The 20,754-nt window shown below is 68.1% G+C and carries 19 protein-coding genes; 13 read left to right on the forward strand and 6 right to left on the reverse strand.

From position 1 onward, the window contains the following. Window positions 1-11: 11 nt before the first annotated feature. Complete coding sequence (locus MRBLMI13_RS10550; protein WP_042537993.1) at window positions 12-200, reverse strand: DUF3073 domain-containing protein; 189 nt, start codon at window positions 198-200, stop codon at window positions 12-14. Between the two features lie 149 nt (window positions 201-349). On the opposite strand from MRBLMI13_RS10550, the gene MRBLMI13_RS10555 reads away from it, so the two are divergent. Next, window positions 350-892 (forward strand): universal stress protein, encoded by a 543-nt coding sequence (locus MRBLMI13_RS10555; protein WP_367822365.1) that lies wholly within the window; start codon window positions 350-352, stop codon window positions 890-892. Between the two features lie 160 nt (window positions 893-1,052). On the opposite strand, the gene MRBLMI13_RS10560 is transcribed toward MRBLMI13_RS10555, so the two are convergent. The 3 genes from MRBLMI13_RS10560 to MRBLMI13_RS10570 form a co-directional block, all read right to left on the reverse strand. Then, entirely contained in the window at window positions 1,053-1,679 is a 627-nt protein-coding gene (locus MRBLMI13_RS10560) for a PadR family transcriptional regulator (protein ID WP_367822367.1), read from the reverse strand. Then, on the reverse strand, window positions 1,676-2,518 hold the full coding sequence (locus MRBLMI13_RS10565; RefSeq protein WP_042537987.1) for a DUF4097 family beta strand repeat-containing protein: 843 nt from the start codon (window positions 2,516-2,518) through the stop codon (window positions 1,676-1,678). The genes MRBLMI13_RS10560 and MRBLMI13_RS10565 overlap by 4 nt, the downstream gene beginning before the upstream one ends. A gap of 307 nt (window positions 2,519-2,825) precedes the next feature. Beyond that, window positions 2,826-5,312 carry a glycogen/starch/alpha-glucan phosphorylase gene (locus tag MRBLMI13_RS10570; protein WP_414685956.1) on the reverse strand — a complete coding sequence of 829 codons (2,487 nt, stop codon included), beginning with the start codon at window positions 5,310-5,312 and terminating at the stop codon, window positions 2,826-2,828. A gap of 139 nt (window positions 5,313-5,451) precedes the next feature. Here MRBLMI13_RS10570 and MRBLMI13_RS10575 point away from each other — a divergent pair, with 139 nt between their 5' ends. The 3 genes from MRBLMI13_RS10575 to MRBLMI13_RS10585 all read left to right on the forward strand — a co-directional run bounded on the left by MRBLMI13_RS10575 (window position 5,452) and on the right by MRBLMI13_RS10585 (window position 7,656). Next, complete coding sequence (locus MRBLMI13_RS10575) at window positions 5,452-6,240, forward strand: MerR family transcriptional regulator (protein ID WP_367822369.1); 789 nt, start codon at window positions 5,452-5,454, stop codon at window positions 6,238-6,240. 215 nt (window positions 6,241-6,455) lie between these two features. Then, a complete protein-coding gene (locus tag MRBLMI13_RS10580) occupies window positions 6,456-6,830 on the forward strand; it encodes a hypothetical protein (RefSeq protein ID WP_367822371.1) in 375 nt (124 codons plus the stop codon). A gap of 4 nt (window positions 6,831-6,834) precedes the next feature. Continuing rightward, complete coding sequence (locus MRBLMI13_RS10585) at window positions 6,835-7,656, forward strand: nitroreductase family protein (protein WP_367822373.1); 822 nt, start codon at window positions 6,835-6,837, stop codon at window positions 7,654-7,656. Between the two features lie 3 nt (window positions 7,657-7,659). Here MRBLMI13_RS10585 and MRBLMI13_RS10590 read toward each other — a convergent pair whose 3' ends face one another. After that, window positions 7,660-9,189 (reverse strand): FAD-dependent oxidoreductase, encoded by a 1,530-nt coding sequence (locus MRBLMI13_RS10590; RefSeq protein WP_367822375.1) that lies wholly within the window; start codon window positions 9,187-9,189, stop codon window positions 7,660-7,662. An 86-nt stretch (window positions 9,190-9,275) separates the two neighbouring features. On the opposite strand from MRBLMI13_RS10590, the gene MRBLMI13_RS10595 reads away from it, so the two are divergent. The 9 genes from MRBLMI13_RS10595 (at window position 9,276) to MRBLMI13_RS10635 (ending at window position 19,534) form a co-directional block, all read left to right on the forward strand. Beyond that, complete coding sequence (locus tag MRBLMI13_RS10595; protein ID WP_367822377.1) at window positions 9,276-9,668, forward strand: fluoride efflux transporter FluC; 393 nt, start codon at window positions 9,276-9,278, stop codon at window positions 9,666-9,668. Beyond that, complete coding sequence (locus tag MRBLMI13_RS10600) at window positions 9,665-10,024, forward strand: fluoride efflux transporter FluC (protein WP_367822378.1); 360 nt, start codon at window positions 9,665-9,667, stop codon at window positions 10,022-10,024. Before MRBLMI13_RS10595 ends, MRBLMI13_RS10600 begins: the two co-directional genes overlap by 4 nt. 154 nt (window positions 10,025-10,178) lie before the next feature. After that, entirely contained in the window at window positions 10,179-11,450 is a 1,272-nt protein-coding gene (locus tag MRBLMI13_RS10605; protein ID WP_367822380.1) for an ABC transporter substrate-binding protein, read from the forward strand. Window positions 11,451-11,456: 6 nt separating this feature from the next. After that, complete coding sequence (locus tag MRBLMI13_RS10610) at window positions 11,457-12,416, forward strand: carbohydrate ABC transporter permease (RefSeq protein ID WP_079112160.1); 960 nt, start codon at window positions 11,457-11,459, stop codon at window positions 12,414-12,416. After that, window positions 12,409-13,302 (forward strand): carbohydrate ABC transporter permease, encoded by an 894-nt coding sequence (locus MRBLMI13_RS10615; RefSeq protein WP_197065957.1) that lies wholly within the window; start codon window positions 12,409-12,411, stop codon window positions 13,300-13,302. The genes MRBLMI13_RS10610 and MRBLMI13_RS10615 overlap by 8 nt, the downstream gene beginning before the upstream one ends. A 3-nt stretch (window positions 13,303-13,305) precedes the next feature. After that, window positions 13,306-14,370, forward strand: coding sequence for a LacI family DNA-binding transcriptional regulator (locus tag MRBLMI13_RS10620; RefSeq protein ID WP_367822383.1), 1,065 nt, complete (start codon window positions 13,306-13,308; stop codon window positions 14,368-14,370). A 43-nt stretch (window positions 14,371-14,413) separates the two neighbouring features. Continuing rightward, window positions 14,414-15,583: a Gfo/Idh/MocA family protein gene (locus tag MRBLMI13_RS10625; RefSeq protein ID WP_309693506.1), complete on the forward strand. Its 1,170-nt coding sequence runs from the start codon at window positions 14,414-14,416 to the stop codon at window positions 15,581-15,583. Window positions 15,584-15,700: 117 nt separating this feature from the next. After that, window positions 15,701-16,291, forward strand: coding sequence for a TetR/AcrR family transcriptional regulator (locus MRBLMI13_RS10630; protein WP_042537962.1), 591 nt, complete (start codon window positions 15,701-15,703; stop codon window positions 16,289-16,291). A gap of 21 nt (window positions 16,292-16,312) precedes the next feature. Then, entirely contained in the window at window positions 16,313-19,534 is a 3,222-nt protein-coding gene (locus tag MRBLMI13_RS10635) for an efflux RND transporter permease subunit (protein ID WP_367822386.1), read from the forward strand. 121 nt (window positions 19,535-19,655) lie between these two features. On the opposite strand, the gene MRBLMI13_RS10640 is transcribed toward MRBLMI13_RS10635, so the two are convergent. Beyond that, the gene (locus MRBLMI13_RS10640) at window positions 19,656-20,552 is read right to left on the reverse strand and encodes an aldose 1-epimerase family protein (protein WP_367822388.1); all 897 of its coding nucleotides are present in this window, start codon (window positions 20,550-20,552) and stop codon (window positions 19,656-19,658) included. Between the last annotated feature and the right edge of the window lie 202 nt (window positions 20,553-20,754).

The raw sequence follows: 20,754 nt of genomic DNA on the forward strand, positions 1-20,754 counted from the left end.
CGAATCGGCGGTCAGGCCTTTTCGAGTTCGTCCTCGTCTTCGTCTGCATACTCGTCGGCCCACTTGTCGACATATGCGTCTTCAGCGTCGCTCGGGTGCGCGAGTTCGCGCTCGAGCGCCGAGTAGTTCACCGACGGACTGAACGACTTCAGTTCGCGGGCGATCTTGGTGTGTTTCGCCTTTTGACGGCCACGGCCCATGCCTGAGACCCCCTCACGAGTTAAGCTGCGGGCAACCATCTGCCCGAGTCATTCACGACACCGGCTGAGGGCCGGTAAGAGTAGCATTCAGAATAGCACGCGGCCAGACCGCACTGGCCCGTTGGCAGCTGGTGAAGGGAGCGATCCTCATGACCGACAACACCTCGACGCCCACCGACGAGGCCGCACAGAACGCGACACTGCAGAAGGCCGTGATCGTCGGGATGCAGCCGGGTCAGCCCACGCGGGTGATCGAAGAAGCAGCGCGGTTCGCCCGGCTCTTCCGGGTGCCTCTCGTGGTGGCCCACGTCGACGTCACCCGATTCGTCACCTACGAAGATCCCGATGGCTATGTGCACTCGGCGCCCATCGACATCAACATCGACGCCGGAGCAGCCGAGTTCGAGGCCGTGCAGGCCGAAGCCACTGCGGCGCTCGACGGCACAGGCCTGACGTGGACGGCCCGCCAGCTCGTCGGCGACCCTGCCCTCGCCATCAAGCAGCTCGCCACCAAGCTCGACGCCCAGCTGATCGTCGTCGGCACACGCAAACGTGGCATCGGCGAGTCGATCCGCGAGTTCTTCACGGGGTCCGTCGCCGCCCGCCTCGCGCATCGCCAGCACCGGTCCGTGCTCGTCGTGCCCCTGCAGGACCCGGTTCCCGACACTCAGCCCGAGATCTGGACCGAGTAGGTCTCGGTCGACCCCTTCCGGTTCGGATGGCTGGTCGATCGCCGCACGGCTGGCGTCTTCCCGGACGGCCCAGCCAACCGGCAAGACGCCAGCCCACCGCACGACAGAAGCCCCTCTCGTCGAGTGACGGGAGGGGCTTCGGACGTGCGGTTGGGTGAGGTCAGCGCCCGAGCGATGCCAGAGCGGTCGTGATCCCTCGGGCCGCGGCATCCAGCCCGTCCTCCAGCTGCGTGACGACGGATGCCGGCAGCGTGCCGCCCTTCGCCACGTGGGTGCGGAGGTCGGTGCGCACCCGTGCGCGGAAGGCGTTGATGACGGCATCCGCTCGGTGCAGCTCCTCGCGACTGACGATGCGCTCGTTGTCGCCCGCGGTGCGCGGGCGGGACTTGGATGCGGCGCGGTCGTCCTTCTCAGCCGTGGCCAGGTCTGCGCGAAGGCTCTTCATGGCCTCCTTGACGCTCTGACGCACCTCGTTGGCGATCAGTCGCACCGAGTCGGTGAGACCCGCCTCGATGCCGGCGAGGTCGCCCTCGCGGGACGCGAGCTCGGCGCGTCCGGCATCCGTGATCGCGTAGATCGTGGTGCGGCCGTCGACGGTCTTGCTGACCAGACCCTCCTCCTCGAGCTTCGCGAGCCGCGGATAGATGGTGCCGGCGCTGGGCGTGTAGGTGCCTCCAGTGCGATCGGTAAGAGCCTGGATGATGCCGTAGCCGTGCTGGGGCGCCTCGGCGAGCAGCGAGAGCAGGTAGAGCCTGAGATCGCCGTGGGAGAACACTGCGGGACTCATGCTTCCTCCCATTCGGGGTCGTTCTCGATCGAGCTGGGCGTGCGGCGAAGGACCGTGACGCCGCCCGAGACGGAGTTCGCGCGCAGGTCGACGAAACGCCCGGCCAGCTCACCGGTCGAGCCGGTGTAGTTGTTGATCCCGGAGGAGCCACGCTCGACGCCGTCGATCAGCAGTCGTCCGCTCAGCGAGCGCACGACGTAGTTCGCGGCGAGTGACTCGTCGAGGCGCACGGTGGTGCCGCCGGAGACCGAGTTGACGTTGATGGCGTTCACGTCGCCGGCGGCGTCGACCAGCGTCGACCCCGAGACGATGTCGACGGTGGCGCGGCGGATGGTGCCGGTGACGGCGACATCTCCTGAGACGCTGTTCGCGTTGATCGAGCCGGTGAGGCCGCGCACCTGCACGTCGCCGGACACCGAGTTGACCGTGAGGTCGCCGATGAGGGTGTCGACAATGAGGTCACCCGAGACGGTGTTGAGGCGGGCGTCGTTGCGGATGCCCGAGACGAGTGCTCCGGCGCTGACGACGCCGAGGTTCAGGGCGATCGAGCGGGGCACGGCGACGCTGACCTCGGCTTTGGGGCCGCCGGAGCCGAAGTTGCGGAACACCTCGAGGAAGTTGTCCCAGCCGAGCTGCGGGTGGTCGATCTCGACCTCGCCGTCGTTCGCCTCGATGCGGAGGTCTTTGGTCGTGACACCGTGCACCTCGATGCGGATGCCGGGTTCGTCGTGTGCGATGACGTCGACCTGACCGCCGACCAGACCGATCTTCAGCCGGGTGACGTTCTCGATGTCGATGACGCGTTCTTCGCCGGGGGCGATGAGCCACTTCTCGGTCATGTCTGCTTCTCCTGGTTCGAGGGAACACGATATATCGTGTGCGGCAAGAGTAACACGATATATCTCGATCTTGTCAAGGGTGTCTTCGGTCGCGGGCCGTCTGCAGGATCCGGGCACGTCGGCAGGACGGTTCGGGGGAGATGGTCCTGCAGTCGTGCTTCGGTCCTGCAAACGGTACGGGTGGGGTGACCCGGCTGATGGCTGTCTGCAGGATCCGGGCACGTCGGCAGGACGGTTCGGGGGAGATGGTCCTGCAGACGTGCGTCGGTCCTGCAAACGGTTCTGGTGGGCCGCGGAAACGGCGACCTCAGACGAGGGGCGGAGTGTGCCAGATGCGGTCGATGTAGTCGCGGATCGAGCGGTCGGAGGAGAAGAACCCGGTGCGGGCGACGTTGAGGATCGCGGAGCGGGTCCAGGAATCCTGGTCGACGTATGCGGCATCCACCCGATCCTGCGCGGCGATGTACGACGCATAGTCGGCGAGCACCATGAAGCGGTCCTCGTAGAGCAGGTTCGAGACGACGGGTTCGAACACCGAGCGGTCGCCGCGAGAGAAGGCGCCGGAGGCGATCAGGTCGATCGCCCGACGCAGGCCGTCATCGGCCTGGTAGAACTCCTGCGGCCGATAGCCGCGAGTGCTCAGCGCCTCGACCTCGGGCTCGCTCATGCCGAAGAGATAGAAGTTGTCGTCGCCGACGAGCCCGCGGATCTCGACGTTGGCCCCGTCATCCGTGCCGATGGTGAGCGCGCCGTTCAGCGCGAACTTCATGTTGCCGGTGCCAGACGCCTCCTTGCCGGCGAGCGAGATCTGCTCCGACAGGTCGGCGGCGGGGATCACGCGTTCGGCCAGAGTCACGTTGTAGTTCGGCGGGAAGACGACCTTCAGTCGACCCTCGAGTCGCGGGTCGGTGTTCACCACCTCGCCCACGGCGTTGATCAGGTGGATGATGCGCTTCGCCATCGCGTATCCGGGCGCGGCCTTCGCGCCGAAGATCGCCGTTCGCGGCACGACGTCAGACACGGCGATGCGCCCCGAGATCACGCCCTCGTAGGTGGTGACGATGTGCAGCACCTTCAGCAGCTGGCGCTTGTACTCGTGCAGACGCTTGACCATGACGTCGAGCATGTGGCCGTCGCTGATCTCGACGCCGTCCCGTTCGCGCAGCACCTCGCTCAGGCGGCGTTTGTTCGCGGCCTTCACCGCGGCGAAGGCGGTGCGGAACTCGGCATCCTCGGCGAACGGCTCGAGCTCATGCAGCCGTTCGAGGTCGGTGGTCCAGCCGTCGCCGATCGCGGCGGTGACGAGCGAAGAGAGTTCCGGGTTGGCGAGGCGCAGGAAGCGCCGAGGCGTCACCCCGTTCGTGACGTTCGTGAACTTGTCGGGGAAGAACGCGTCGAAGTCGCTGAGCACCTTCTCGCGAAGCAGCTGCGAGTGCAGCTCGGCGACGCCGTTGACCTTCGCTCCGGCGACGGTCGCGAGGTACGCCATGCGCACCGAGCGCTCCGGATGCTCGGCGATGATCGACATGTTGCGCACGAGCATCTCGTCGTCGCCGAAGCGCTCGCGCACCGCCACGAGGAACTCGTCGTTGATGCGGTAGATGATCTCGAGGTGGCGGGGCAGCAGACGGCCCAGCAGTTCGACCGGCCAGACCTCGAGCGCCTCGGGAAGCAGAGTGTGGCACGTGTAGGCGAAGCACTGCTGGGTGATCGCCCACGCGGCATCCCACTCGAGGTGCTTCTCGTCGATGAGCACGCGCATGAACTCGGGCACCGCGATCACCGGGTGGGTGTCGTTGAGCTGGAAGATCACGCGCTCGGGCAGGTTCGCGAGGTCGAAGCCGTCGGCGAGCATGTTGTCGAGGAAGTCGTGGATGGATGCCGCGACGAAGAAGTACTGCTGCTGCAGGCGCAGCTCCTTGCCCTGCGGGGTGGAGTCTTCGGGGTAGAGCACCTTCGAGATGTTCTCGGCGAACGTCTGCGCTCGCACGGCCTCTTCGTAGTCGCCCGAGTTGAAGATGCGCAGGTCGAAGGCGCTCGTGGCGACCGCGCTCCACAGCCGGAGGGTGTTGACGCGGCCGTTCCGGAATCCGGGGACCATGTAGTTGTAGGGCACGGCCTGCACGTTCCACGCGGGGACCCACCGGCTGCGCGTGACGCCGTCGTCGTCGTATTTCTCGGTGTGGCCGCCGAACGCGATCGTCTGCGCGTCTTCGGGTCGCGCGAACTCCCACGGGGAGCCGAGCGCAAGCCAGGCGTCGGGCTGCTCGACCTGCTGACCGTCGACGAACGTCTGACGGAAGATCCCGTACTCGTAGCGGATGCCGTAGCCGATGCTCGGCACAGCCATCGTGGCGAGCGAGTCGATGAAGCAGGCGGCGAGGCGCCCGAGTCCGCCGTTGCCGAGACCCGGCTCGACCTCGTGCGCGCGCAGCTCGTCGAGCGAGACGCCGCACGACGCCAGGGCTTCGCCGGCGACCTCGGTGAGGTCGGCCGCGAGCAGGTTGTTGTCGAGCTGACGGCCCAGCAGGTACTCGGCCGAGAGGTAGCAGACGCCCTTCGCCTGCACCTCCTTCTGGTGCCGCACGTCTTCGAGCCAGCGTGCCATCAGGTAATCGCGCACGGTGTGGGCGAGGGCGAGATAGCGGTCATTCGCGCTGGATGCCGACAGCGCGACGCCGCGGTCGAAGTTGAGGTTGTGCAGGAAGCGCTCGACGAACTCATCCGCAGTGCTCGGCGGAGCGATCACGGGAGCGAGGGCGAGCGGATGCAGAGGGGAGTGTGATTCGGGCACGAGACGACCGTAGCGAGCGACGAGCCGATTCGTGTGACGCGCGGATGAAGAATATCGGTTGGGCAGCCGCTTGACCTTGACGCAACGTCAACTTCTACCGTGGAGTTATCGAAGAACGGATCCACGGAAGGAGGACTCGATGACCGGTCGTGATTGGTCGATCCAGGAGATCGCCCGACTCGCGGGCACCACCAGCAGAACGCTGCGTCACTACGACGACGTGGGCCTGCTGCCACCCTCGCGCATCGCGCACAACGGCTATCGCCACTACGACGAGGCCGCGCTCGTGCGCCTGCAGCGCATCCTGCTGCTGCGTGAACTCGGACTCGGTCTGCCGCAGATCGCGGAGGTGCTGAACCCGGTGAATGCGCGGCAGAGCGAGGAGTCCGCTCTCGAGACACACCTCGCGCTGCTGCGCGAGGAGCAGAACCGGCTGGCGCGACAGATCGCGTCGGTCGAGAACACCATCGACGCACTGAAAGGAGGTGAAGAACTCATGGCAGAGAACATGTTCGACGGTTTCGACCACACCCAGTACAAGGAGGAGGTCGAAGAGCGCTGGGGTCGCAAGGCCTACGCCGACAGCGACCGCTGGTGGCGCGGGATGACCGACGCCGAGCGCGCCGACTGGCAGCAGCGTGTCTCCGACCTCGGTCGCGACTGGATCGCCGCCGCAGAGAGCGGGATCGACCCGGCATCCGCCGAGGCTCAGGATGTCGCTCGGCGCCACGTCGAGTGGCTCACCGGCATCCCCGGAACCCCCGCAGCCGTGCCGGGTGGTGACGTGAAGGGATACGTCATCGGGCTCGGCGAGATGTACGTCGCCGACCCGCGCTTCGGCGCGAACTACGCGACGTCGGCCGGCGGCACGCAGGGAGCGGAGTTCGTCCGCGACGCCCTCCGCATCTACGCGGACGGCAACCTGTGACCCATCCCGGTCGTTGAGCGACGACGACGGAGTCGACGGAGACGAAACGTAGTGGGCCGGTCTCGTTTCGGTGGCGCGTTTCGTCTCGCTCGGCTTCGCCGTGCTCGCTCAACGACCGGGTCTTCGCTCGCTCAACGAGACGCCCCGCTTTGCACAGATCGAGACACCAGGGCAAGGCCGAGAGCGGATGCCGGGGGTGGGCGTAGGGTCGGGTCATGGGCCACCGCCGCAGACGCACCGACGCCGCGCCGCTCTTCGCCGCGGCGGCCGTCGCCTACTCCGCGAACGTCGCCCTCGGGTCGGCGGTCGCCGCCAAGGTCATCGACACGAGCAACTTCCGCTGGCTGCACCATGCGATCTACGTCGCCACCTGCGCCACCGCTGCCGCCGCGTTCTCGGCGATCATCTGGGGCCGGCCGAAGCATGCGAGCCGCCGCGCCGCCCTGGCGCTCGCCCCGGCCGCCGCTCCGCTCGCCGCCATCCCCTACCTGGGCACGCACAGCCGACGGCATCCGCTCGTCGCGCTCGCCGCGGCCCCCTTCATCGTCGCGGGCCTCATCTGTTCGCGCCTCGCCACCGACCGGAAGTGAACGCATGGAACTGCTCGACGCCATCCGCCGCCGCAAGACCACGAACGGGCCGTTTCTGCCCGACCCGGTGTCGGAGGAGCATCAGCGCATCCTGCTCGAGGCGGCCGGCCGCGCACCCTCGCAGCTGAACAGCCAGCCCTGGCGGTTCGTGGTCATCGAGAACCGCGACACGATCGACAGGATCGCGCGGATCTCGGGCGAGAGCATGACCGAGGCGATGTCGAACGGCACGTTCTTCGAGCGCTACAAGCCGTACTTCCGCTTCAGCCAGGCCGAGATGGAGGAGAAGCGCAGCGGGATGCTGTTCGACAAGCTCCCCGCGGCCCTCCGCCCGTTCACGAGCCAGGTGTTCACGAAGCGCGGTCAGAAGCTGATGAACACGTTCGGCGTGCCCAAGACGCTGGGCGAGGAGAACCACAAGCTGGTCGGCGGCTCTCCGCTCCTGCTCGGCGTGATGCTCGATCGCAGCGAGTACCGACCGGGCCAGCTCTCATCGTTCTACTCGGTGTTCAGCATGGGCGCGGCGATGGAGAACGTCTGGCTGACGACGGTCGAGCTCGGCATGGGCATCCAGTTCATCTCGTTCCCGATGGAGGTCCCCGGGCGGTGGGAGGAGATCATCGACCTGCTCCATGTGCCCGACGACCTCGAGCTCATGGCCGTGTATCGCCTCGGCTACCTGCCGCCCGAGCAGCGCCGCCCCGCCATCGACTGGTCGAGCCACCAGCGCAAGCTCGCGTCGCAGTACGTGTTCCGCGAGAACTGCGACCAGCCCCAGCAGGGGTGGGATACGCCGGCCCCCGGCGCCGACACCGCGGCGCGCTGACGCTCAGCCCCCGCTCTTGCGGGGCAGCACCTTCAGGTCCTCGACCGCCGGGCCCTCGATCCGGGTGCCGTCGGCAGCGAACCGAGAGGCGTGCAGCGGGCAGTCCCAGGTGCACTCGGCATCGTTCCAGTCGAGCACTCCGCCGAGGTGCGGGCAGACGGCCGAGACCGCGCGGGTGACTCCGTCGACCGTCGAGATTCCGACCGGGCGTCCGCTGCGGTTGGCGACCACACCCTCGCCCTCCGCCGGCTTCGGAACCGGAACGGGGTTGCGCTCGGCCTCGACCCATCCGCTCGTCGCGGCGGCCGCGACCTTCGCTCCTTCTGCGGCTCCTCGGGCGAGATCGGCCGGCACCGTCAGCCTCGTGCCGAGCTTGACCATCCACGACGGGCGATCGTGCCAGTGGGCGCCGAGGATCTCTGCGGTCAGACGCAGAGCAGCGGCCGGCGCGTTCGACAGCCCCCATTTGGCGTAGCCGGTCGCGAAGCGGATGCTGCCGAATCCTCGCGGCATCGCGCCCACGAACGGGATCTGGTTGTGCGACTCGTAGTCCTGCGCCGACCAGCGGTGTGTCTCCTCGGCATCCGGGAAGTACTGCTTCGTCCAGTCGATCAGATCGTCGACCGCGGCGGCCTCGCTGTCGGAGCGCCCGACCGGATGCCCGTTGCCGCCGACGATGAGCTGCGCCGTGCCGCCGGGGCCGTCGGCGGGCGAGACCGGACGGATCGACCGGCTGGGGGAGTCGAGCGAGATGAAGGTCGACTCCGGCACGTCGCCTGCGACGCGGAACGAGACGCAGTAGGACCGGAAGGCGCGCATCTTCGCGAAGTACAGCCCGCGGTCGAGGATCGGATAGCCCGTCGCGATCACGATGTGCTCCGCGAACATGGGCCCGACCGGGGTCTCGACGCGCGGCTCGGGAAGGACGTGGGTGGCGGTGACCCGGGTTCCCGTGTGCAACGTGCCGCCGGTCGCGAGCAGTTCCTCGGCGAGCGCCTGCGTCACGAGCGCAGGGTCGATGGTCACCTGGTCGTCGAGCGCGACGGCGCTGACGACGGGGAATGCCGCCTCCGAGAGCTCCTCCCGAGTGAGCATCCTGGTCGCGAGGCCCGCTTCGCGCGCCGCCTCGTGCACCGCGCGCACCGAGTCGACGCCGTTCGGATCCTGCGCGTAGGAGTGGTCGGCTCGCCGCTCGTACGAGACGCCTGCGTGGTCGGCGAAGCCGACCAGCCAGTCCATGCCCTCGCGGTTGCCTTCGACGTACGCCTGCACGAGGGAAGCGGAGTGGTGCCTGCGGATCTCGGCGAGCCGCTTGCCCTGCAGCAGGGTGAGCTTGCCGGTGTTGCCACCGGTCGCCAGCTCGGCGACCTCCCCCGCCTCGATCACCGCCACGTCGAGCCCCGCGCGCGTGAGCATGACTGCGGTGGTGAGGCCGGTGAGGCCCGCACCGACGATGATCACGTCGTGCCGTGCGCCGGGATCGAACGGTGTGCCGATGGGCGGGGTCCGGTCGAGCTTCCACAGTGGCTTCATGGCGTCAGTCTTCGCCCCGACGCCGCGCAACCACACCGGGTTGACAATCAGCGGATGCGTTGCAACGGCGCGGCTAGAGTTGTCGCGTGACTCTCCGCAGCCTCCTCCTGGTCTTCGTGGGAGGCAGCATCGGCACGGCGGCGCGGCTCGGGGTCGCGCTCTGGATTCCGGATGCCGGAGGCTTCCCGGTCGCCACCCTCACCGTCAACGTGCTCGGGGCGCTGCTGATCGGCATCCTCGCCGCTCGGCTGCCGCAGACCACGGGCCTGCGGGTGTTCCTCGGCACCGGTGTGCTCGGCGGCTTCACGACCTACAGCGCGTTCATGACCGGTGCGGTGGAACTCTGGGCGGATGCTCCGCTGCTCGCCTTCGTCTACGCCGCGGCCAGTCTCGTTCTCGGCCTTGCCGCGGCCGCGGCGGGGCTGCGTCTCGGCCGACCTCGTCCGTCCGCCCGCCTCGACGGAGCAGCAGCCGCATGAGCCCGCTGCTGTTCGTCGGAGCCGCACTCGCCGGAGGCGTGGGAGCAGCGCTGCGCCATCTCGTCGACCTCGGTGTCGCGAGGGTCGCGGGTCGGCGCTTCCCGTGGGGGATACTCCTCGTGAACCTCAGCGGGTCTTTCGCATTGGGCGTCATCACCGCGGCGCTTCCTGACGGCGCCTTCCTCCTCGGAGCCGGTCTGCTCGGGGGATACACCACGTTCAGCACGGCGATGCTCGACACGGTCGCGCTGTGGCGCGACGGCGAGCGAACGGCATCCGCGTTCAATGCCGGGGGGATGCTGCTGCTCGGTCTGCTCGCGGCAGGGCTGGGGATCGCGCTCGGCTCGATGCTCTGACGACGACGCGGGTCTGCCCGCCTCGCAGAGAGATTCATGCTTGACCCGATCGTCCGCACCGGGCTAGTCTCCTTGCTAATCGTTTAACTGCTAATCGTTTAACACGAGAATCCGATGCAGCGACGATCCCCTGCACCCGTCGAAGGAGACACCGATGCCCCGCACTTCCCCCCGCGCCCTCGGCGCCCTCGCCGCCTCTGCGGCAGCCGTCCTCGCGCTCAGCGCCTGCTCGTCGTCGGCCGGGGGCGAGAGCTCGTCCGGCGGCGATGTCACCCTCAGCTACGCCATCTGGGACGAGAACCAGAAGCCCGCCATGGAGGACATCGCCGCGGCGTTCGAGAAGGAGAACCCGAACGTCACGATCGACATCCAGGTGACGCCGTACAAGGAGTACTTCACCAAGCTCCAGACCGCGGCGACCGGCGGATCCGCGGCCGACGTGTTCTGGATGAACGGCCCGAACTTCCAGCTCTACGCCGCGAACGGCCAGCTCGCGCCGCTGGACGATGCGGGGGTGGATGCCGCCGACTACCCGCAGGGGCTCATCGACCTCTACACCTTCGACGGAAAGCTCTACGGCGCTCCCAAGGACTTCGACACCGTCGCCCTCTGGTACAACAAGGAGCTCTTCGACGCGGCCGGCGTCGAGTACCCGAGCGCAGGCTGGACCTGGGATGACTTCACCGCGGCGGCCGCCGCGCTGACCGACCCTGCCACGGGGCAGTTCGGTGTCGCAGCCAGCCAGTACGGGCAGGAGAACTTCTACAACTCGATCGCCCAGGCAGGTGGCGAGGTCATCTCGGCAGACGGAACCGAGAGCGGCTACGGCTCGCCCGAGGCGCTCGCCGGCATCGAGCTGTGGACCGACCTCATCGAGGCCGGTTCCTCGCCGACAGCGCAGCAGATGACCGACACCAACCCCGAGGACTTCTTCCTCTCGGGCAAGGTCGCCATGTTCCAGAACGGTTCGTGGGCCGCCATCGCCTACGGAGACAACGCCGACATCGCCGACAAGGTCGACGTGGCGCCGCTGCCCGAGGGCCCCGACGGCAACCAGAGCGTGATCCACGGCGTGGGCAACGTCGCCAACGCCAAGAGCCCGCACGTCGCAGAGGCCAAGGCGTTCGCGGCCTTCGCCAGCGGCGAGGAGGCCGCCGAGATCCAGGCGGAGACCGGCACGGTGATCCCCGCGTTCAATGGCACCCAGCAGGGGTGGGTCGACGCACTGCCGCAGTACGACCTGCAGGTCTACATCGACGCCCTCGACACCGCCGTGCCGTACCCGGTCTCGAAGAACACGTCCGCGTGGACCAGCATCGAGAGCGAGGTGCTCTCGCAGGTGTGGTCGGGCGCCGTCGCCCCCGCGGAGGGCCTGAAGGACCTGGCCGAGCAGATGCAGACCGCGCTGGACGCCGAGCAGGAGTAACCGGACATGACCGTCGTCGCGTCACCCGCGCGCGCCCAGGCAGAGCGGATGCCGGAGGCCTCGAGCCCCGGCATCCGCCGCCGGCGACGCAATCCCGGTGCCTCCCCGTGGTGGGCTCTCGTCTTCCTCGGGCCGACCGCACTCGGCATCGCCGTCTTCTACCTGTGGCCGACGGTGCGCACGCTCATCATCTCCTTCACGAAGTCCGGCCCCTTCGGCGGCTCCGAATGGGTGGGGATGGAGAACTACGCCCGCCTGTTCCAAGACCCCGAGCTGATCGGCGCCCTGCGCAACACCGCGCTCTACACGGTCATCGCCCTCATCGGCATCCCGCTCGCCGTGGGCATCGCCGCGCTGCTGAACACCGCGGGGCTCAAGGGGCGCAGCGCCTACCGCACGCTCTACTTCATCCCGGTCGTGACGATGCCCGCCGCGATCGCGCTGGTGTGGCGCATGATCTACAACGGCGACTACGGCGTGCTCAACGCAGCCCTCGGCTCGGTCGGCATCGAGGGCCGCAGCTGGCTCACCGACCCGAACACCGCCCTCGTCGCCATCGCGGTCGTCGGCATCTGGGCGGGTCTCGGCACCAACATCGTCATCTTCCTCGCCGGCCTCCAGGGCATTCCCGACACGATCATGGAGGCGGCCGACCTCGACGGTGCGGGTCCGGTGCGCAAGTTCTTCTCCATCACCATCCCGCTGCTGTCGCCGTCGATCTTCTTCGTCAGTGTCATCAGCGTGATCGGCGCGCTGCAGGTGTTCGACCTCATCTACATGATGCTCGGCCGCAGCAACCCGGCGATGCCCAACACCCGCACGGTCGTCTACCTGTTCTACGAAGCGGGGTTCCTCGACAACGACCGGGGGTACGCCGCCGCCATCGCCTTCCTGCTGCTCGTGATCATCCTCGTGCTCACGGTCGTGCAGTTCCGTCTGCAGAAGAAGTGGGTGCACTATGAGTGACGTCTCGCTCGACACGCGTGCCATCGTCGGCGCTCCGACCGGTCGCTCGGCCGCCCGTCCCGGAAAGCCACGCAACAGGGGGCTCTGGATCGTCCACGTCGTGCTCCTCGTCGGCGCGATCCTCATGGTCTTCCCGTTCATCTGGCAGCTGCTGACCTCGTTCAAGACGCTGTCCGACTCGGTGCAGGTGCCGCCGAGCCTGCTGCCGCGCGAGTGGGTGTTCACGAACTTCGGCGAGGTCTTCGAGTCGATGCCCTTCGCGCAGATGTTCGCCAACTCGGTGCTGCTCACTGTGGGGCGCACGGTCGGGCAGGTCGTGCTGTGCACGATGGCCGGCTATGCCTTCGCCCGCATCCCTTTCCCCGGCCGCAACGCCCTGTTCGTGGTCTTCCTGTCGGTGCTGATGGTCCCCTCGCAGCTGTACCTGCTGCCGCAGTACGAGATCATCCAGGCGCTCGGGTGGCTGAACACTCTGCAGGCGCTGATCGTGCCCGGCATCTTCAGTGCATTCGGCACGTTCCTGATGCGCCAGTTCTTCATGTCGATGCCCGCGGAACTCGAGGAGGCGGCCCGCATCGACGGAGCGAATCCGTGGCAGACCTTCTGGCGGATCATGGTTCCGCTCGCGAAGCCTGGCATCATCGCTCTCGTGGTGTTCACTGTGCTGTGGTCCTGGAACGATCTGCTCTGGCCGTTGATCGTGACGACCGACCCCGCCAAGATGCCGCTGTCGGTCGGGCTCTCGCAGCTCGTCGGCATCCACGGCACCGACTACCCGGTGCTGATGGCAGGAGCGCTGCTCGCGACCCTGCCGATGCTGGTCACTTTCATGATCCTGCAGCGGCAGTTCATCCAGGGCATCGCCTTCAGCGGATCGAAGGGCTGACCCATGGCAGAGCGCAGGCAGCAGTCGGCGACCGCACGGCGGCCGACCCTGAAGATGGTCGCAGAGCGCGCAGGCGTCTCGACGGCCACGGTGTCGTACGTGTTCTCGGGGCGCTCGGGCGCGGCATCGGGGGCGGGCGTCGCCGAGGCCACCGCGGCCAGGGTGCTCGCTGCGGCCGACGAGCTCAACTACCGACCGAACATCGCCGCGCGGACGATCCGCACCGGGCGCAGCGGCATGGTGCAGCTCTCGCTGCACATGCTGAGCGACCCGTGGTCGCTCGCGGTGGCCGACGCCGTGAACGCCGAGGCGAACAGGCACGGTCTCACGACGCTCATCCTCGCCGACGGCGACTGGCATGCGGCCCTGGACAGGGTAGAGAGCGACGTCGCCTATCTCGACGGCGTCGGGATCGACGAGGATGCCGAGCGCAAGCTCGCCGACCTCGTGCAGCGCGGGCAGCGGCTCGTCGTGTTCTCGGAGCACCTCGAACCCGCGGGCTTCGACGTCGTGCGGTCGGATGCGATCCCGGGGTGCGAGCTCGCGATGGAGCACCTGCTCGAGCGGCACACGGCGATCGGGTGTCTCGCCGCCGAGGGCGCAGTGCGCCTCGCGCCGACGCAGGTCACCAGATACACGCCGTACCTCGAGAAGATGGCCGGTGCCGGTCTCGAGGTCGATCCGGACTGGACCGTCACATACACCGAGGGGCAGGCCAGCGCGTTCGCGGCGGCCGTGCAGCTGCTGTCGAAGGACGACCGGCCTTCTGCGATCTACGCGACCACCGACTTCGCGGCCATCGCGGCGATCAACGCGGCGCACATGCTCGGGCTCCGCGTGCCGCACGACGTCGTCGTGATCGGTGTCGGCAACACCCCTGACGCTCAGCTCGTCGCCCCCACGCTGACCACGGTCGGCCCGACCGACTTCTACGACAGGCAGGCGCGCATCATCATCGACCGCGCGCTCGCCGCAGACGATTCTCCCGGGCAGCTGCACGAGTTCGCCTGGTCGCTGTTCCCCGGGGCGTCGACCGACCTCGACGCCCCCTCCTCTCACTCGCGCTGACGCCGCCGTCTGCGCGCACATCTCTACTCCCAGAAGGACCACCGTGGATCTCACCATCGGAATCATCGGCTTCGGCGCGCGCGCCACACTGCGCGAGGAGGTGCACCGTCCCGGCCAGGGGTCGCGCATCACCGCGGTCTGCGACCCGTCGGAGCGCGCCCGCGACGACGCTCGACGCCTCCTTCCGGATGCTCTCATCACCGACTCGCTCGACGAGCTGCTCGCCTCGGGTGTCGACGCCGTGATGGTGCTGACGCCGGATGACACGCATGCGGCGCTCAGCATCCGGGCCCTCGAGGCGGGCGTCGCGGTGTTCTGCGAGAAGCCGCTCGCGATCGACCTCGCCGACGCCGACGCGATGCTCGAGACCGCCCGCCGCACGGGCAGCCGCCTCTACATCGGCCACAACATGCGGCACATGCCGGTGATCACGCTGATGCGCGGACTCATCCAGGACGGCCGGATCGGTGACGTCAAGGCCGTGTGGGTGCGCCACTTCGTCGGGCACGGAGGCGACTACTACTTCAAGGACTGGCACGCCGACCGCCGCCGGACCACAGGTCTTCTTCTGCAGAAGGGGGCGCACGACATCGACATCATCCACTGGCTCGCGGGTGCCTACACCGAGCAGGTCGCCGCGATGGGCGAGCTCAGCGTCTACGGCGACATCACCGACCGGCGGGATCGCACGGGCGAGCGCATGCCCGACTGGTTCAGCGTCGACAACTGGCCGCCCACGTCGCTCACCGGGCTCAACCCGGTGATCGACGTCGAGGACATCTCGATGGTCAACATGCGGCTGTCCGGTGGCATCCTCGCCTCGTACCAGCAGTGCCACTTCACGCCCGACTACTGGCGCAACTACACGGTGATCGGCACCGAGGGGCGCATCGAGAACGTCGGCGACACCGCCGGCAGCGAGGTCAGGTTGTGGAACCGCCGTCACCGCGGTGCGGCCGACGCCGACGAGACGTTCCTCGTCCCCGAGTCGGAGGGTGCAGGGCACGACGGGGCGGACGCGCTGCTCGTCGCCGAGTTCCTGCGCTTCGTGCGCGACGGAGGAGCCACCGAGACCTCGCCGGTGGCGGCGCGCGAAGCGGTGGCGGCCGGAATCCTCGCCACCGAGTCGCTGCGCGGCGACGGCTCGGCGATCACGGTCCCTCAGCTGGACGAAGACCTCGTCGCCTACTTCGAGCGCGGCCAGGTCGAGTAGGGGGCGCGAGCGGCAGCTGTCGCACCAGCGGCGCCCCGAGCGAACCCTCAGGTTCGGAATGCAGAATGTACAAAAGTACATGTACGCCCGTACAGGGGTGATCGCTGGGGGTCCGGAATGAGCGATGGCACGCGCCGCCGCCGCGACCCTGAAGCGCGCCGTCGCGAGATCGTCACCGCGGCCGCCGAGCTGATCGTCGAGATCGGCGTCGACGCTCTCACCCACCGCAAGGTCGCCGCGCGCGCCGGGGTTCCACTCGGCTCGACGACCCAGTACTTCGCCACCCTCGACGACCTGCGCGAGGCGGCGATCGGGGCGTTGGCCGTCGAGATCGAGGCGCGCATCGACGCGACCCGGCAAGCCGTGATCATCGAGGGAGTGACGCCCGAGGGGATCGCCCGCCTGGTGCGCCGAGGACTCGATGACGCGCGTGCAGTGCAGGCCGACCGTGCCGTCGTCACCGCCGCCGTGCACGACCCGCGCGTCCGACAGTTCGCCCGGCTCTGGTCCGACGAGATCGTCGGCTTCATCGCCCCCGTTCACGGAGTGGACAGGGCCAGGGCCGCAGCCGTCTTCATCGACGGCGTACTCTGGCACTCTCAGATCCACGACGAGCCGCTCGACGAAGAGCTCATCCGCGACGCCCTCGCCGGGATCCTCACTCCTCAGGCGTCCACTTCAGCATCCACCGCCGCAGCATCCGCCTGATCAGCAGAGAGAGAACCCGCCTTGTCGAACCTCGCCGTCCTGAGTCTCAAGAACCGCGCACTGATCGCGTTGATCACGATCGTCGCCGCCGTGTTCGGCGGGCTCGCTCTGACGAACCTCAAGCAGGAGCTCATCCCGTCGCTCGAGCTGCCCAACCTGATGGTCATGACGACCTACCCCGGCGCCTCGCCCGAGGTCGTCGAGAACGACGTCTCGACGCCCATCGAGTCGGCGATCCAGGGTGTTCCGGGCCTTGAAGGCACCACCGCCACCAGCACGACGAACGCCTCGATCGTGCAGGCGACGTTCGCCTACGGAACGAACCTCGCGACGGCGGAGCAGAAGATCCAGCAGGCGATCAACCGCATCTCGGGTCAGCTTCCCGAAGACGTGAGCCCGCAGGTGCTGACCGTGTCGATCGACGACTTCCCGGTGATCCAGGTCGCCGTGACCGGCTTCGAGGATGCCGAGAACGCGCAGGCGGAGCTGCAGAACGTCGCGATCCCCGAGCTCGAGGACGTCGACGGCGTCAACGCCGCGGAGATCATCGGCGGCGTCGGCCAGCGCATCACGATCACGCCCGACGTCGCGAAGCTCGCGGCGCTCGGTCAGAGCACGCAGGCCATCACCACGGCGCTGCAGCAGAACGGCACGCTGTTCCCCGGCGGCGACATCACCGAGAACGGTCAGACGCTCACCGTGCAGACCGGTGCGAAGATCACGTCTGTCGATGAGCTGGCGGCGCTGCCGCTCGTCGGCACGAGCGAGACGATCGGCGATGTCGCCACCGTCGTGCAGGAGACCGACCCCGTCTCGTCGATCTCGCGCGTCGACGGCAAGGACGCCCTGTCGATCTCGATCACCAAGCTGCCGGCGGCGAACACCGTCGAGGTGTCGCAGGGGGTCATCGCCGCGCTCGACACGCTCGAAGAGGCGTTCCCCGACGCGAAGTTCACGATCATCTTCGACCAGGCGCCCTTCATCCAGCAGTCCATCGAGACCCTCGCCACAGAGGGCCTGCTCGGACTCGTCTTCGCCGTGATCGTCATCCTCGTGTTCCTGATGTCGATCCGCTCGACGCTGGTCACGGCGATCTCGATCCCGACCAGCGTGCTGATCACCTTCATCGGCCTGCAGGCGTTCGGGTACTCGCTGAACATCCTCACCCTCGGCGCGCTCACGATCGCGATCGGCCGCGTGGTCGACGACTCGATCGTCGTGATCGAGAACATCAAGAGGCACTACGTCGGCGACGCCGACAAGGGAGACGCGATCCGGCTGGCCGTGCGCGAGGTGGCGATGGCCGTCACCTCGTCGACCATCACCACGGTCGCCGTGTTCCTGCCGATCGTGTTCGTCGGCGACATGGTCGGCGAGCTGTTCCGGCCGTTCGCCATGACGGTGTCGATCGCGATGGTCGCCTCGCTGTTGGTGTCGCTGACCATCGTGCCGGTGCTCGCCTACTGGTTCCTCCGCCCGGGCAAGCCGCTGCTCGACGAGAACGGCGTGCAGATCGACCCGGAAGACCCCGACGCGCCGCCGACGCGGCTCCAGAAGGCATACCGCCCGATCCTCGGGTGGACGCTGAAGCACTCCGGGCTGACCGTGATCCTCGCGGTCGTCGTACTCGGCGCGACGCTCGCCGCCGCACCGCTGATGAAGATCAACTTCCTCAGCGACTCGGGCCAGAACACCATGACCGTCACGCAGGACCTCGGTCCGACCGCGAGCCTCGAGACCAAGTCGGAGGCGGCGATCGCCGTCGAGGACGCGCTGCTCGACATCGACGGCATCACGCACGTGCAGGCCTCGATCGGCTCGAGCGGATCCGCTCTGCGCGACGCGTTCTCCGGCGGAGCCGGCGTGACCTACTCGGTGCTCACCGACGCGGATGCCGACCAGGAGAAGCTCCGCGCCGATGTGCAGGATGCCATCGAGGGACTCACCGACGTCGGAGAGGTGTCGGTCGCCGCGTCTGCCGGACTCGGCTCGAGCGACATCGAGATCACGGTCTCGGCATCCGACTCCGAAGACCTGCAGACCGCGACGACCGCCGTCATCGACGAGCTCGACGGTCGAGACGGCATCGGACAGGTCACCGACAACCTCGCCGCAGCGCTGCCCTACCTCGCCGTGGTCGTCGACCGCGACGCCGCGGCGCAGCGCGGACTGTCCGAAGTGGCCGTCGGATCGATCGTCTCGAACACGATGCGCCCGGAGCAGGTCGGAACCGTCGAGATCGACGACACCGCGCTGACGGTCTACCTCGCGGCGTCCGAGCCGCCGACCACCGCGCAGGCCCTGCGCGAGCTGGCCGTCCCGAGCGCGACCGGTGTGGTGCAGCTGCAGGACATCGCCACCGTCGAGGAGCGCAACGGCCCGACCTCGATCACCACCGAGCAGGGACGCCGCACCGCCACGATCACGGTGCCCCCGGCATCCGACAACCTCGCCGTGGCGACCCAGTCGGTCACCGAGGCGCTCGCTGCGGTCGACCTGCCTGACGGCGCATCGGCCGAGGTCGGTGGCGTCGCCTCGCAGCAGGCCGACTCGTTCTCGCAGCTCGGACTCGCGATGCTCGCCGCGATCCTGATCGTCTACGTTGTCATGGTCGCGACCTTCAAGTCGCTGCGGCAGCCGCTGCTGCTGCTCGTGTCGGTGCCGTTCGCGGCGACGGGCGCCATCCTGCTGCAGATCGTGACGGGCGTGCCGCTCGGCGTCGCGTCGCTGATCGGTGTGCTGATGCTCATCGGCATCGTCGTGACGAACGCGATCGTGCTCATCGACCTCGTGAACCAGTACCGGGAGAAGGGGCTGTCGACCATCGACGCCGTGAAGGCCGGTGGCGAGAAGCGTCTGCGACCCATTCTCATGACAGCGCTCGCGACGATCCTCGCGCTGACACCGATGGCGCTCGGCATCACGGGTCATGGCGGCTTCATCTCGCAGCCGCTCGCGATCGTGGTGATCGGCGGACTCCTCTCGTCGACCGTGCTCACGCTGATCGTGCTGCCGACGCTCTACAACCTCGTCGAGGGTGCGAAAGAGCGACGCCGGGCCCGCAAGGCGGGTTCGGGTGACGACGGGTCTGCGCCGACGAAGGATGCCGAGCCGTCGGACGGGCCCGTGCCAGCCGATGGCCTGGCGCTCGCGGGCGCCTCCAGCGGAGGTGCCGCTCCGGCCTCGGAGTGGCCGCACGCGAACCAGCTGACGCGGCGCGAGCTTCGCGAGCGCGGCGAGTAGCCGCATCCGCCGTCCATGATTCAGCACGACTGAGCTCGATGCCCGCCCGGAAGCGTTTCCGGGCGGGCATCGGCGCGTTTCTTGCTGAGTTGTGAACCGGGGCGCTCGAGGTCAGGCGAGCTCAGTCGAGCGTGATGCCCCATTCGAGGGTCCAGGTCTCACCGGGATTCAGGCGGCGCAGGCCGACTCCGCTGTTCAGTGCATCGGCCGGCGCGGTCATGGGCTCGATCGCGACGGCGAGGGATTGCCCCGGATACTTGTCGGTCGTGTAGACCTGCACGACGTCGAATCCCGCACCCTGCCAGAGGGTGAGTCGACGCCCGTCGGGCGCGGTGAGTGAGTGCCGAACGAGTCCGTCGGCGTCGCGCGAGAGGTCGGTGAACCCGGTGTCGAGAGTGATGTCGCCGAGGCGCACGCCGTCGCGAAGCGCCCCCTCGGCCGGGCACGTGCCCACGGGCAGCATGCGCTCGTCGGTGTCGATGGCAGTCTGCGCCGGAACCCGCAGCACGAGGTCATGGGGATCCACGTCGCCGATCGTGAGGAACGGGTGCGTGCCGAGCGCGACCGGTGCTTCGGTGGCAGAGCGGTTGGTCAGCGCGTGCGTCACGTCGATCCCGTCGGCGCGCAGCACGTAGGTGACACTCGTCTCGATCAGATACGGGTAGCCCGTCTGCGGGAAGATCGTCGCGCTCAGCGTCGTCGCCGACGCGGAATCCGCGATGTCGTAGGCCGCGAAACGCAGCAGACCGTGACTCGCGTTGCCGAACTTCGGCTCGGTGATCGCCAGCTGCCGCTCGGTGCCCTCGTCGTTCCAGAGTCCGTCCCTGACCCGGTTCGGCCAGGGCGCGAGCACCACGCCGGAGCAGGAGGGTGTGGGCGAGTCGAGCGGATACGGAGCGATCAGGTCGACAGCGCCGATGCGGAGGGAGCGGAGCGAGGCGCCGACCTGCGCGATCTGAGCGCTGACGTCGCCGAGCTGGAGGTGCACCTGTGTGCCGGTGGGGGATGCGGAGTTCACTCCGCAATCGTATGGCGACCCGCCTCCGCCATGGGGCAGGGGAGTCTTTCAGGTGCGACCGCTACACTTGATGCGTCGGCTTCGGACACCCGCGCAGTGCGCGGACGTTTTTGTGTAAGAAGTGTGAGTCCAGGGGCCGATGGTGAGCGTCGCTCGACGCTAATCAACCATCACATGAATGGCCCCGGCCGCTGACAGTCCG

The sequence above is a fragment of the Microbacterium sp. LMI13-1-1.1 genome (assembly GCF_040815625.1).
Classification (GTDB): domain Bacteria; phylum Actinomycetota; class Actinomycetes; order Actinomycetales; family Microbacteriaceae; genus Microbacterium; species Microbacterium forte.